Origin of the sequence: Collinsella aerofaciens (assembly GCF_040926265.1) — a bacterium.
GTDB lineage: Bacteria > Actinomycetota > Coriobacteriia > Coriobacteriales > Coriobacteriaceae > Collinsella > Collinsella aerofaciens_BB.
The window spans coordinates 23,506-36,244 of sequence record NZ_JBCOIL010000001.1 but is presented as its reverse complement, the minus strand read 5'-3'; the positions used below and the strand labels follow the sequence as shown (position 1 = coordinate 36,244).

The window sequence follows — 12,739 nt, the reverse complement described above, 5'->3', positions numbered from 1 at the left end:
CCCATAAGGATTGCTTTTTCGTTTTATGGATACTGTTCTGAGCGTTCTCTCATCGGTCTTTTGGGGCCTGCTGATGCTTTCCGTCCTCGTGTTTTTGCACGAGGGCGGCCACTTTTTGGCGGCGCGTGCCTGCGGCGTCCGTGTGACCGAGTTCTTTTTGGGCCTGCCTTGCCGCTTTGACATCCATTACACGTCGCGTCGCATTGGAACCAAGTTTGGCGTGACCCCGCTGCTGCTGGGTGGCTACGCTGCCATCTGCGGTATGGATCCGACCGACGTCTCGTGTGCCGATCGCGTGCTCGCGGCTATCTATCGTCATGGTCGCGTGACCGTGGCCGACCTTGCTGTCGAGCTCGAGCTATCCGAGGAGGTTGTGCTCGAGGCATGCGCCTTGCTCTTGGGTTGGGGCTCTATCGCGCCTTGGTATGAGGAAGGGGAGAAGCCCTCGCCGAGCTACTATCCCACCAAGTATCAGACGCTGCCGCGAGACGCGGCGGGTTACACCACCTTTGACGGCCGCCGTTTCGATCGAGAGCATGCGACTACCGAGGGCGATGTGTGGGAGCTGCCGTGCGGCGAAGCCGAGTTCCTTGCGCAAGAGCGTTCGCATACCTATCTGGGCCAGGGTTTTCTCAAGCGCGCCTTTATGCTGCTCGCGGGCATTCTCGTCAATATCCTGACGGGCTTTTTGCTGCTTATGAGCATCTACTCTATTGCGGGTGTCACCGTGCCGATGGATACCAACGTGATCGGTCAGGTTGACGAGGGGTCTATTGCCGCCAAGGCGGGTATCGAGGGCGGCGACGCGATCCTTTCGGTTGACGGAGTATCGTGCTCTACCTGGATGGACGTTTACGATGCCATCGGCAAGGCCGCCGGTAAGGACGATATCGCCATTGAGTATGAGCGCGACGGCAAGCAGCATTCGACCTCGGTTGCGCTCAAAGAGGACGAGCGCCTAGGTGTGTATGCCTCTACGCAGGTGGTCCGTTTAGACCCCATCACGTCGGCTCGCCTTTCGTTCTCCTGTGTCGTGCAGACAGCGGAGGGCGTGATGCGCCTGCTCCAGCCGCAGCATACGATGGAGATTCTCGATCAGTCTTCTTCGATCGTGGGCATTAGCGTTATGTCCTCACAGGCTGCTGCTGCCGGCCCTGCCACGTTCCTTTCGTTTGCCGCCCTCATTTCGTTCTCGCTTGGCTTTATGAACCTGCTGCCCATCCCACCACTCGATGGCGGCAAGCTGGTCATCGAGATCATTCAAAAGATTGCTGGCCGCGAGCTTCCGCTCAAGGTCCAGACGATTGTGAGCTATGTGGGCATCGCGCTCTTTGCGCTGCTGTTTGTCTATATGCTTCGTTCCGACGTCCTTCGATTTATCCTGTAGGGGAGTGTTTGGATTGTCTTTATCCCATCCTTTGCCTCGCGAGTTGACGCGCCCCGTGCATGTGGGCGGTGTGCAGATCGGTGGCGGCGCGCCGGTGGTGGTCCAATCCATGACCTGCACCGATACCGCTGACGCCCAGGCAACGCTTGCGCAAGTGTGCGCGTTGGCGCAGGCTGGCTGCGATATCGTGCGTGTGAGCGTGCCCACCGAGGCCGCGCTTGAGGGTTTCCGCACCATCTGTGCCGAGTCTCCGGTGCCAATCGTTGCCGATATCCACTTTAACCACAAGCTGGCCATTGGCGCTGTGGAGGCCGGTGCCGCCAAGCTCCGCATCAATCCCGGCAACATTGGCGATTGGGCCAAGGTCGATGCCGTCATCGACGCCGCCGGCGCCGCGGGCTGTGCGATTCGTATCGGCGTCAATGCCGGTTCGCTTGAGCAGGATATCGCCGAGCGCGAAGACCTCACGCAGCCCGAAAAGCTCGTGATGTCGAGCGAGCGCTTCGTCAAGCACTTTGAGGACCGCGGCTTTACGAACATTGTGCTTTCGGCCAAGGCCCATAGCGTGCAAACGACGCTCGATACCTATCGAGCCCTGTCGCGTGAGATTCCCCACGTTCCGCTTCACCTGGGCGTGACGGAGGCGGGGACCAAGCTCCAGGGCACCATCAAGAGCTCTGTAGGCTTGGGTATCTTGCTTTCCGAAGGCATTGGCGACACCATGCGTGTGTCGCTCACAGCCGATCCGGTTGAGGAGCCGCCGGTTGCCTGGGGTATACTGCAGTCGTTGGGCCTGCGTCGCCGTGGCCCCGAGATTGTCTCGTGCCCCACATGCGCCCGCTGCCAGGTTAACCTTATTCCCATTGCCGAGGAGGTTACCGAGCGGCTTAAGAACTACTCCGCGCCGCTTTCGATCGCTGTGATGGGATGTGCCGTTAATGGCCCCGGCGAGGCTTCTGATGCCGATCTGGGCGTTGCTTGCGGACGTGGTCAGGCCTTGCTCTTTTCGCATGGCCAGATCATTGGTAAAGTAGCTGAGGACCAAATTGTCGACGCGCTTATGGCCGAGGTCGACAAGCTTATTGAGGAGAAATAAATGACCCGAGCAATGTATATGTCTAAGCTTTATGCGCCGACGCTTAAAGAGGATCCGGCGGACGCTGAGCTCGCCAGCCACCGTCTGCTGCTCCGTGCCGGCATGATCCGCAAGGAGGCCGCCGGTCTATATTCCTACCTGCCGCTTGCTTGGCGCTCGATTCGCAAGATCGAGAACATCGTGCGCGACGAGATGGACGCCGCCGGCGCCCAGGAGCTTATGATGCCTATCATGGTCGATGCCGAGTTGTGGCGTGAGTCCGGCCGCATCGACGCCTATGGCAAGGAGCTTGTGCGCTTTGACGACCGTCACGGTCGCGAGTTCGTCCTGGGCCCCACGCACGAGGAGACCGTCACGGCCCTGGTGCGCAATGAGCTGCGCTCCTACAAGCAGCTACCCGTTAACCTCTACCACATCCAGGATAAGTTCCGCGACGAGTTCCGCCCCCGCTTTGGCCTGATGCGCGGTCGCGAGTTCATCATGAAGGACGCCTACAGCTTCTCCGCCACGCAGGAGAGTCTGCAGGAGGAGTACGACAAGATGAAGCAGGCCTACGCTAACATCTGCGAGCGCTGCTATATCAAGGCCCTGCCCGTTGTTGCCGACTCCGGTGAGATCGGTGGCGATACCTCCGTCGAGTACATGGCTTTGGCCGACGCCGGCGAGGCTTCGCTCGTCTACTGCGACGATTGCGGCTTTGCTGCCGATGACGAGGCGGCAAGCACCAAGGTCGTCGTGACTGAGGGCCCCGGTGACGGTACGCTCACCAAGGTCGAGACTCCGGGCATGGGCACCATCGAGGCTGTTGCTAAGTTCTTTGGGTTCCCCGAGAACGGCACGCGCAAGTCCCTGGCGCTCATCGATGCCGAGGGTAAGCCCGTCGTGGCCATCGTTCCGGGCGATCATGAGCTCAACGACTGCAAGGCCGAGCATGTCTTTGGCAAGGGCTATCGCATGATGACCGACGAGGAGCTCCAGACCTACGGCCTGCATAAGGGCTTTATCGGGCCGGTCAACCTGCCCGAGGGTATCCGCCTGGTGTGCGACGAGAGCCTGCGTGAGTCCAAGCAGTGGGCCTGCGGCGCCAATGAGGTCGACTATCACTTTACCGGCGCCTGCCCCGAGCGCGATTTTACCGTCGATGAGTGGGCCGACCTGGTCACCGTCGTCGCCGGCGATCCCTGCCCGCACTGCGGCAAGCCGCTCTCTGCTGCTCGTGGCATCGAGGTCTCTCAGGTCTTCCAGCTGGGTACCAAGTATTCCGAGGCCATGGGTGCCACCTTTATGGATGAGGACGGCAAGGAGAAGCCGCTTATCATGGGTTGCTACGGCGTGGGCGTGTCCCGCTCGCTTGCTGCCGTTGTGGAGCAGCACAACGACGAGCACGGTATCGTCTGGCCGGTCTCTGTCGCTCCGTACGAGGTCGCGGTGATTCCGCTCGATCCCAAGAAGGAGGAGTGCTCGACCGTCTGCGAGCAGATTGTTGATGGCCTGTGCGCCGAGGGAATCGAGGTTGTCGTCGACGACCGCGACGAGCGTCCCGGCTTTAAGTTTGCCGACAACGACCTTATGGGCTTCCCGTATCAGGTCGTTCTGGGTAAGCGTGGCCTTAAGGATGGCACCGTTGAGCTCAAGGACCGTGCCACGGGTGAGCGCGAGGATGTGGCGATCGACGAGGTCGTCGCCAAGGTTGCCGAGCTTGTGAAGGCAGCACGCCGTTAATCGACGATTTCGCTTGTAGTTCGATATACGGGACGGCCCCGCATTTCTCCAGATCGGGGAGATGCGGGGCCGTCCTTTTATCTTGTGGCATCCTCGATATCTAAAAGGAAAACCCCACAGCCCATGTGAGCTGCGGGGTTTTCCTTGTGCCTCCGATGCGAAATAAATCGCTCAGATATTACTGATAATCGACGACGTCGATCCAGTTCTTCAGGAACTCATCGTTCACGTTGCGCTTACGAGCGAGCTCGGAAGCGGCGACGATGCTCGTCCACTGACGCACGACCTGCATGGGCATGTCGGCGCGGTCGCAGTAGAGCTCCAGGTAGGCCTCAGCCTGATCCTTGCTGTTGAGGGCAAAGAGCAGGTAGGTGGTGGCAACGTCGGCAGCAGGGGAGCCCTGGGTGGCGTGTGCCCAGTCGCACACATAGAGCTGGCCGTCGTCGCCGACGATGACGTTGGAGGGGTTGAAGTCGCCGTGGCAGACCTTGAACTCCTTGGTCATGCCGTCCAGACGCTCCTGAAGGTTGTAGCGCGTGGTGGCATTGAGCTGATCAAGGCTGTCGATCATGCGGGCGTACTTGTCGCGCTGACGGTTGAGCAGCGGGGAGGTGTAGCCGTGGATCTCGATCTGGAGGTCGACGAACATCTCGAGGTACTCACCAAAGCGCTGGGGCTCGGCAGTCATCTTCTCGGCAAGGGTGGTGCCCGGAACCTTCTCGGTCACGAGCGCCCAGCCGTTGGCGTTCTCGAGCTGGGAAACCTCGAGCGCCTTGGGGCTGCGGATGCCGCACTCATTGATGCGGGCAAGATTCAAAGCCTCGTTGAACACGTCGGAGACAGGCTTGGTCTCGTTAAAGACCTTGACAATCTTGTCGCCCAGGTCGTAAACGACCTTGTTGCCACGGCGGACGAGCTCGGTCTTGGAATCGGGTAGCAGCATGGTTGCATCCTTTCAACGATGCGATAGAAGCGACGGCGGGGGTGTGTGAAACACCCGTGCACCCCCGCCGTTAAAAACCGTGCTAAAACTAGCAGACGGCGTAATCCTGGGGCTCGCGGCCGTAGTAGGCGTCCAGGTAGAGCTCCTTGATCTCGCTCATGAGCGGGTAGCGCGGGTTGGCGCCGGTGCACTGGTCGTTGAATGCCTGCTCGGTCATTTCGTCGAGGGTGTCGAGGAAGTACTGCTCGTCAACACCGTAGTCGGCGATGGTCTTCTTGACGCCGATGAAGTCCTTGAGCTCTTCGAGCTTCGTGATGAAGTTCTCGAAGACCTCCTTGTCGTCCTTGCCCTCGATGCCGCAGTACTTGGCCATCTCGGCGTAGTTGTGCAGCGCGTTGGGGTAAGGATACTGGGAGAAGGTACCCATCTTGACGGGAGCCTCGGCGGCGTTGTAGCGCATGACGCGGGTCAGGATGACAGCGTTTGCGAGGCCGTGGGGCAGGTGATGGAAAGCGCCGAGCTTGTGGGCCATGGAGTGGTTGAGGCCCAGGAAGGCGTTGGCGAAGGCCATACCGGCCATGCAGGAGGCGTTGTGCATCTCCTCGCGGGCGTGCGGGTCCTTGGCGCCGTTCGTGAAGCTGGAGGGCAGGTTCTCGAAGACGAGCTTGGCAGCGCGCTCGGAGAGGCCCTTGGTGTAGTCGGAAGCCATGATGGAGACGTAGGACTCGATGGCGTGGGTCATGACGTCGATGCCGGAGGCAGCGGTCAGGCCGCGCGGGGCGGTCATGCAGTTGTCGGCGTCGACGATAGCCATGTTGGGGAGCAGCGCGTAGTCGGCGAGCGGCCACTTGATGCCGGTCTCCTTGTCGGTGATGATGGCGAACGGCGTGCACTCGGAGCCGGTACCCGAAGAGGTCGGGACGGCGACGAAGTAGGCCTTCTTGCCCATCTCGGGGAAGGTGAAGATACGCTTGCGGATGTCCATGAAGTCCATGGCCATGTCCTCAAACTTGCACTCGGGGTGCTCGTACATCATCCACATGATCTTGCCGGCGTCCATAGCGGAGCCACCGCCGACGGCGATGATGACGTCCGGCTCAAAGAGAGCCATCTGCTTGGCGCCGCGACGTGCGCACTGCAGCGACGGATCGGGCTCGACGTCGTAGAAGCAGTCGTGGGCGATGCCCATCTCGTCGAGCTTGGCCTCGATGGCGCGGGTGTTGCCATTCTTGAAGAGGAACTGGTCGGTGACGATGAAGGCGCGCTTCTTGCCCATGACGTTGCCAAGCTCGTCGAGGGCGACGGGCGTGGAACCCTTCTTGAAGTAGACCTTCTCGGGAGCGCGGAACCAAAGCATGTTCTCACGGCGCTCGGCCACAGTCTTAACGTTGATCAAGTGCTTCACCCCAACGTTCTCGGAGACGGAGTTGCCGCCCCAGGAGCCGCAGCCCAGGGTCAGAGACGGCTTCATGCCAAAGTTGTACAGGTCACCGATGCCGCCGTGCGAGGACGGGGTGTTGATGACGATACGGCAGGCCTTCATGACGTGCTCGAACAGGCTGATCTTCTCGGCCTGGGCGGGGTGCACGTACAGAGAGGCGGTGTGGCCCGGGCCACCGGCGAGCACCAGGTGCTCGGCCTTGTCGACGGCCTCCTGGAAGTCCTTGGCGTGGTACATGGCCAGGACCGGGGAGAGCTTCTCGTGGGAGAACTCCTCCTTGGCGGGGTCGGTGGAGGTGACCTCGGCGATCAGGATCTTGGTCTTGGCGGGAACCTCGATGCCGGCGAGCTCGGCGATCTTGGCGGCAGCCATGCCGGGGATGCGGTGGTCGAGAGCGCCGTTCTTGAACATGGCGGCACGCAGGGCCTCCATCTCGGCACCCTGCTTGACGAAGTAGCAGCCGCGCTTCTGGAACTCGGCCTTGACCTGGTCATAGATGGTGTCGATGACGGTCACGGACTGCTCGGAAGCGCAGATCATGCCGTTGTCGAAGGTCTTGGAGTGGATGATGGAGTTGACGGCGAGCAGCACGTCGGCGGTGTCGTCGATGACGACCGGGGTGTTACCGGCGCCAACGCCCAGGGCGGGCTTGCCCGAGGAGTAAGCGGCCTTGACCATGCCCGGGCCACCGGTGGCGAGGATGATGTCGACGTCGCGCATGACCATGTTGGTCAGCTCGATGGAGGGGACATCGACCCAGCCGATGATGCCCTCGGGGGCGCCGGCCTTGACGGCGGCGTCAAGCACGAGCTTGGCAGCGGCGATGGTGCACTTGGCGGCAGCCGGGTGCGGGGAGATGATGATGGCATTGCGGGTCTTCAGGCTGATCAGCGTCTTGAAGATTGCGGTGGAGGTGGGGTTGGTCGTCGGGATGACGGCGCCCACGATGCCGATGGGCTCGGCGATCTTGGTGATGCCGTAAGCCTCGTCGCGCTCCAGGACACCACAGGTCTTGGTGTTCTTGTAAGCGTTGTAGATGTACTCTGCGGCGTAGTGGTTCTTGATGACCTTGTCCTCAAGAACGCCGCGGCCGGTCTCCTCGATGGCCATCTTCGCCAACGGGATACGAGCCTTGTTGGCGGCCATGGCGGCCTCATAGAAGATCTTGTCGACCTGCTCCTGCGTGTACGTAGCAAAAAGCGCCTGGGCCTCTCGCATCTGAGCGAGCTTAGCCTCAAGCGCCTCTACGTTGTCCACAATTGCGGGAGTAGTGTTTTCCGGTGACTTTTTCACCATTTGTGTCTCCTTGCGATCGGAGATTTACCCTACGCCTTGCATGATAGCAAGAAATAATTCGGTGAACGGCCAGATTCCTCTAAAAGGCACACTAAAACGCTTCAATAAAATGAAGCGTTTTAACTAGAACTATCTGCCTACTGCATCTCCCCGCTTATTGGGGACGGACTTACATGAGAATTTCAATCGGAAAACGGGAAGAACGGGGCATCTTTTTGACAATTGCTATTCGCGGGTCGCGGTTGAGTCAGACACGCAGGCGGTGCAGCTGCTCGACTATATTCGTCTCAATCTCGTGAAAGGTGCGCTTGGCTCAATCGAGGCGTACCGCTGGTCAAGCTACAGGGCATACCAGCTGGGCTACGATCCCTTTGACATCTGCAAACACTCATGTAAGTCTGTCCCAAATGAGTGCAAAAAGGCGCCCTCCGTAGGGGAGGGCGCCTTTGGTAAGTTCTATATGAACGCGAGGTCTTTGACCCGGAGAGTCCGAGGTACTTGTTGGTAAGACCTTATTTAGGAGCGCGCAACCTTGCCAGACTTGAGGCAGGTGGAGCAAACGTTCATCTTACGACGGTGACCATCGACGACGACGTAGACGCGCTGGATGTTGGGGCGGAACTTACGGTTGGTGACGCGGTGAGAGTGGCTGATGGAGCGACCGGCAACGGGGTGCTTACCGCAAACTTCGCAAACTTTGGACATAACTGACCCTCCTTGGGCGACAAACGAACATGTCGCGTTAACAAACAAGCCTGAACTATAGCACAGAAGCAACTCCCTGTGCGTAATCTACACAGAGATATTCCTCTTTTGGCGATAGTGCTCACGCCACGGCCCTGGACGTAGATCCGATTTGCGTGCAGCAGAGGGGATTATGCCAGCTCGTGCGTGCGTTTTCAAGCTCGTCCCACAAATATATATAGGTTTATTGAGCATTGGGCTCCGTTTACGGATTGCTCTGTATTAATGCTCGCAATTAAGCTCGAGGTTGGCTACACTATCCCTTGACCATTAAAGGGGTACGAGATACCCACATGGAATTACATAGCTGCCAAAGAGCAGCCCTTCCTGTGGGTGTCTGGTCCGCTTTAAGCGGTCGGGCATCTATTTTTTTGACTGTGTCAGCAGTCAAGACATGTGAGGAAGGAGATCGATGGGCACGACTTCCCCCAAGGCGGTCATCATGGACGAGACCGCCGTCAATCGAGCGATGACCCGCATCGCGCACGAGATTCTCGAGCGCAACGAGGGCTGTGAAGACCTCGCTCTGGTCGGCATCGTCACGCGCGGCGACCTTCTGGCAAAGAAGCTCGCCGAGGAGATCAAGGAGATCGAGGGCGTCGACGTTCCGCTCGGCAGCCTGGACATCAGCTTCTACCGCGATGACTATGCGACCAATTTCGCTCCCGCGATCCACGCTACCAACATTCCCTTCAGCGTCGATGGCAAGCGCGTCGTGCTGGTGGACGACATCCTGTATACGGGCCGTACCATCCGCGCCGCTCTCGACGCCGTCATGGACCTGGGCCGTCCGAGCCGCATTGAGCTGGCAGTCCTCGTTGACCGCGGCCACCGCGAGCTCCCCATCTCGCCGGACTTTGTCGGCAAGAACGTTCCCTCGTCGCATGAGGAGAACGTGCACCTATATATGAAGGAAGTCGACGGCCACACCGCTGTCGAGATTAACGACGTCGCGCCGGGTTCCCACGTGGGCTCCGCGCCGCTGGGAGGTGAGTAGTACCGTGGCGTTCAACCATAAGCACCTGATCGACATTACCGAGTACTCCGAAGAGGACATCAAGCTCATCCTCGAGACCGCCAAGGCGTTCTCCGAGGTCAACGAGCGTGCCATCAAGAAGGTCCCCACGCTCAAGGGCAAGACCATCGTCAACATGTTCAACGAGCCCTCGACGCGCACCCGCAGCTCCTTCGAGCTCGCCGAGAAGCGTCTTTCGGCCGACAGCCTCAACTTTGGCGGCTCCTCGACCTCCACGGTCAAGGGCGAGAGCCTCGTCGACACCGTCGAGACCCTCAACGCCTACAAGATCGACTGCATCGTCGTGCGCGATAAGCACGCCGGCGCTCCCTACATCGTCACGCAGAACTCGCCCGCGAGCGTCATCTGCGCCGGTGACGGCAAGCACAACCATCCCACGCAGGCCCTGCTCGACCTGTACACCATCTGGGAGCACAAGGGTGACTTCCACGGTCTGAAGGTCGCCGTCGTCGGCGATATCGCGCACTCCCGCGTCTGCGGCTCGCTGATCCCCGCCCTTAAGATCATGGGCTGCGAGACCTACGCCGTCGCCCCCGGCACGCTGCTGCCGCCGGCGCCCGAGGTCCTGGGCTGCGACCACGTGACGAGCGACCTCGATTCCGTCCTGCCCGAGCTGGACGTCGTCTACATGCTGCGCGTGCAGCAGGAGCGTCTCGAGGGTGCCCCGTTCCCGACCATTCGTGAGTACCACAAGCTCTTCGGTCTGACCAAGGACCGCGAGAAGCTCATGAAGCCCGACGCGATTATCTGCCACCCGGGCCCCATCAACCGCGGCGTCGAGTTCGATTCCTATATGGCCGACCACCCGCAACGCTCCGTCATCCTGGAGCAGGTCTACGCCGGTATCTGCGTGCGTATGGCTATCCTGTATCTGCTGCTTGGAGGTGCCGATAATGGCCTTGCTTCTTAAGAATGCCCACGTCGTCGACCCGTCCGTCGAGCTTGACGGTGTCGTTGACGTCCTGATTGACGGCGACAAGATCGCCGAGGTCGGCGAGAATCTCGCCGTCGAGGGAGCCGAGGTCCGCGACCTTTCCGGCAAGTACCTCGTCCCCGGCCTGGTGGATATGCACGTTCACCTTCGCGAGCCCGGCTACGAGGTCAAAGAGGACATCGAGAGCGGTACCCGCGCAGCTGCCAAGGGCGGCTTTACCGGCGTGTGCTCCATGCCCAACACCGATCCCGTCACCGATAACGGCACCGTCGTGGAGTTCGTAAAGTCCCGTGCTGCCGAGGTCGGTCACTGCCGCGTCTATCCGTCGGGCGCCATGACCCGCGGTCTTAAGGGCGAGGCCATGTCCGAGATGGGCGATATGGTCGCCCACGGCGCCGTCGCCTTCACCGACGACGGTCGCGGCGTGCAGGGCGCGGGCATGCTCCGTCGTTGCATGGACTACGGCAAGATGTTCGGCAAGGTCTTTATGAGCCACTGCCAGGACGAGGACCTGGTCGGCCACGGCCAGATCAACGAGGGCAAGGTCTCGACCCGTCTGGCTCTCGAGGGTTGGCCGGCTGCCGGCGAGGAGCTCCAGATCGCCCGCGACATCGAGATCGCCAAGCTGACTGGTGCCAAGCTGCACATCCAGCACATCTCCACCGCCCATGGCCTGGAGCTCGTGCGTGCCGGTAAGGCCGCTGGCGTTCAGGTTACCTGCGAGGCCACTCCGCACCACATGTTCCTGACCGAGAACGACCTGGACGAGACCTACAACACCTCGCTCAAGGTCAATCCGCCGCTGCGTACCGAGGAAGATGCCGAGGCCATCCGTCGGGGCGTCATCGACGGCACCGTCGACGTTATCGTCACCGATCACGCTCCCCACACCCCGTGGGAGAAGGCCCGCGAGTTCGAGCTTGCGCCCTTTGGCATGATCGGTCTCGAGACCTCGCTGTCGCTCGTGCTCACCGAGCTGGTCAACACGGGCAAGATGAGCATGGGCCGCATGGTCGAGCTCATGGCCATCAAACCGCGTGAAATCCTGGGTCTCGACCAGGTTCAGGTCAAGGCGGGATCCGTTGCCGACCTGACCGTGTTCGACCCCTCCGCAACCTGGACGGTTGGCGAGGACGGTTACGAGTCGCGCGCCGAGAACTCCGGTTTTGCCGGCCGCACGCTCACCGGTCGTGCCACCGATGTATTTGTCGGCGGTAAACAGACGCTTGCCGACGGCTGCATCTGCTAGCATAGCCTTATCGCTTTTGTGCGCGGCGCCCTTGCGGTGCCGCGCTTTCTATTCGTTTGGACCATGCAACCGCATGGGGGATTGGAGCGTTTATGCCCACACCTTCCACTGCACGCATGCACGACTTCGAGGTCGTCTCGAACCGGGAGATTGCCGACGGCGTCTTCTCGCTCGTCATCTCGGCCCCCAAGCTTGCAAGTGCGCTCAAGCCCGGTCAGTTTGTGAACATCGCCGTACCCGGTGATGCGTCCTCGCTGCTTCGCGTGCCCCTGAGCTACTACCGCGCCGACGCCGAGGCCGGCACCGTCGAGCTGTGGTACGCCGTCGTGGGCGACGATACCCGTCGTTTGTCCCAGATGGGCTCTGGCTCCTCCTCTAACCTGCTGGGCCCCGGTGGCCGTGGCTGGATGGTACCCGAGGGCACCAGGAAGGCCCTGCTCGTCGCCGGTGGCATCGGTGTTCCGCCTGTGCTGTGTCTTGCCGGTATGCTTGCCGAGCAGAGTGTTGATGTGGACGTGTGCCTGGGCTTTGGCACCGCTTCCAAGGCCGTGGGCATCGACGAGTTCCGCGCGCTGGGCGCCACGGTTAATGTGTGCACCGACGATGGCACGCTGGGCACGCACGGTTTTTGCACCGATCCTGCTGCCGAGCTGCTTAGCGAGGGCGGCTACGACTATGTCGCCAGCTGCGGTCCCGCCGTCATGATGAAGAAAGTCGCCGCCGCTGCCGCCGAGGCCGGTGCGTACTGCGAGGTGTCGCTCGAGCGCATGATGAGCTGCGGCTTTGGCGCCTGCAACACCTGTAATGTCGAGACGGTCGACGGTATGAAGGGCGCCTGCATGTGCGGCCCCGTGTTCGATGCTTCCAAGGTGGTGGTCTTCTAGTGGGTAC

At 60.8% G+C, this 12,739-nt stretch carries 10 protein-coding genes; 7 read left to right on the top strand and 3 right to left on the bottom strand.

Features of this window, described 5'->3' with window-relative positions; translation table 11 throughout:
* Positions 1-25: 25 nt before the first annotated feature.
* Genes AB5767_RS00165 through AB5767_RS00155 form a run of 3 tightly spaced genes read left to right on the top strand, consistent with a single transcriptional unit; the run spans position 26 to position 4,205 of the window.
* Positions 26-1,387: a M50 family metallopeptidase gene (locus AB5767_RS00165; RefSeq protein WP_055285139.1), complete on the top strand. Its 1,362-nt coding sequence runs from the start codon at positions 26-28 to the stop codon at positions 1,385-1,387.
* A 13-nt stretch (positions 1,388-1,400) separates the two neighbouring features.
* Positions 1,401-2,483 carry a flavodoxin-dependent (E)-4-hydroxy-3-methylbut-2-enyl-diphosphate synthase gene (gene ispG / locus AB5767_RS00160; RefSeq protein ID WP_229028270.1) on the top strand — a complete coding sequence of 361 codons (1,083 nt, stop codon included), beginning with the start codon at positions 1,401-1,403 and terminating at the stop codon, positions 2,481-2,483.
* Positions 2,484-4,205, top strand: coding sequence for a proline--tRNA ligase (locus AB5767_RS00155; protein ID WP_368137006.1), 1,722 nt, complete (start codon positions 2,484-2,486; stop codon positions 4,203-4,205). It abuts the gene before it with no gap.
* Between the two features lie 178 nt (positions 4,206-4,383).
* On the opposite strand, the gene AB5767_RS00150 is transcribed toward AB5767_RS00155, so the two are convergent.
* From AB5767_RS00150 to rpmB, 3 genes are all read right to left on the bottom strand, one after another.
* Entirely contained in the window at positions 4,384-5,148 is a 765-nt protein-coding gene (locus tag AB5767_RS00150) for an aminoglycoside phosphotransferase family protein (RefSeq protein WP_035138543.1), read from the bottom strand.
* A gap of 88 nt (positions 5,149-5,236) precedes the next feature.
* The gene (gene adhE / locus AB5767_RS00145) at positions 5,237-7,885 is read right to left on the bottom strand and encodes a bifunctional acetaldehyde-CoA/alcohol dehydrogenase (protein WP_117797767.1); all 2,649 of its coding nucleotides are present in this window, start codon (positions 7,883-7,885) and stop codon (positions 5,237-5,239) included.
* Between the two features lie 516 nt (positions 7,886-8,401).
* A complete protein-coding gene (gene rpmB / locus AB5767_RS00140) occupies positions 8,402-8,590 on the bottom strand; it encodes a 50S ribosomal protein L28 (RefSeq protein WP_022094725.1) in 189 nt (62 codons plus the stop codon).
* Between the two features lie 451 nt (positions 8,591-9,041).
* On the opposite strand from rpmB, the gene pyrR reads away from it, so the two are divergent.
* The 4 genes from pyrR (at position 9,042) to AB5767_RS00120 (ending at position 12,732) form a co-directional block, all read left to right on the top strand.
* The gene (gene pyrR, locus AB5767_RS00135) at positions 9,042-9,626 is read left to right on the top strand and encodes a bifunctional pyr operon transcriptional regulator/uracil phosphoribosyltransferase PyrR (RefSeq protein WP_006236123.1); all 585 of its coding nucleotides are present in this window, start codon (positions 9,042-9,044) and stop codon (positions 9,624-9,626) included.
* A gap of 4 nt (positions 9,627-9,630) precedes the next feature.
* Entirely contained in the window at positions 9,631-10,575 is a 945-nt protein-coding gene (locus tag AB5767_RS00130) for an aspartate carbamoyltransferase catalytic subunit (RefSeq protein ID WP_035138537.1), read from the top strand.
* Positions 10,559-11,848, top strand: coding sequence for a dihydroorotase (locus AB5767_RS00125; protein ID WP_368132591.1), 1,290 nt, complete (start codon positions 10,559-10,561; stop codon positions 11,846-11,848). The genes AB5767_RS00130 and AB5767_RS00125 overlap by 17 nt, the downstream gene beginning before the upstream one ends.
* 116 nt (positions 11,849-11,964) lie before the next feature.
* Positions 11,965-12,732, top strand: coding sequence for a dihydroorotate dehydrogenase electron transfer subunit (locus AB5767_RS00120; RefSeq protein WP_368132592.1), 768 nt, complete (start codon positions 11,965-11,967; stop codon positions 12,730-12,732).
* The last annotated feature ends 7 nt before the right edge of the window (positions 12,733-12,739 follow it).

What these genes read in the sequence shown, in the direction of transcription:
- AB5767_RS00165 (WP_055285139.1), top strand. Translation starts at nt 26, where the DNA reads ATGGATACTGTTCTGAGCGTTCTCTCATCGGTCTTTTGGGGCCTGCTG.
- AB5767_RS00155 (WP_368137006.1), top strand. Translation starts at nt 2,484, where the DNA reads ATGACCCGAGCAATGTATATGTCTAAGCTTTATGCGCCGACGCTTAAA.
- AB5767_RS00150 (WP_035138543.1), bottom strand. Translation starts at nt 5,148, where the DNA reads ATGCTGCTACCCGATTCCAAGACCGAGCTCGTCCGCCGTGGCAACAAG.
- adhE (WP_117797767.1), bottom strand. Translation starts at nt 7,885, where the DNA reads ATGGTGAAAAAGTCACCGGAAAACACTACTCCCGCAATTGTGGACAAC.
- rpmB (WP_022094725.1), bottom strand. Translation starts at nt 8,590, where the DNA reads ATGTCCAAAGTTTGCGAAGTTTGCGGTAAGCACCCCGTTGCCGGTCGC.
- pyrR (WP_006236123.1), top strand. Translation starts at nt 9,042, where the DNA reads ATGGGCACGACTTCCCCCAAGGCGGTCATCATGGACGAGACCGCCGTC.
- AB5767_RS00125 (WP_368132591.1), top strand. Translation starts at nt 10,559, where the DNA reads ATGGCCTTGCTTCTTAAGAATGCCCACGTCGTCGACCCGTCCGTCGAG.
- AB5767_RS00120 (WP_368132592.1), top strand. Translation starts at nt 11,965, where the DNA reads ATGCACGACTTCGAGGTCGTCTCGAACCGGGAGATTGCCGACGGCGTC.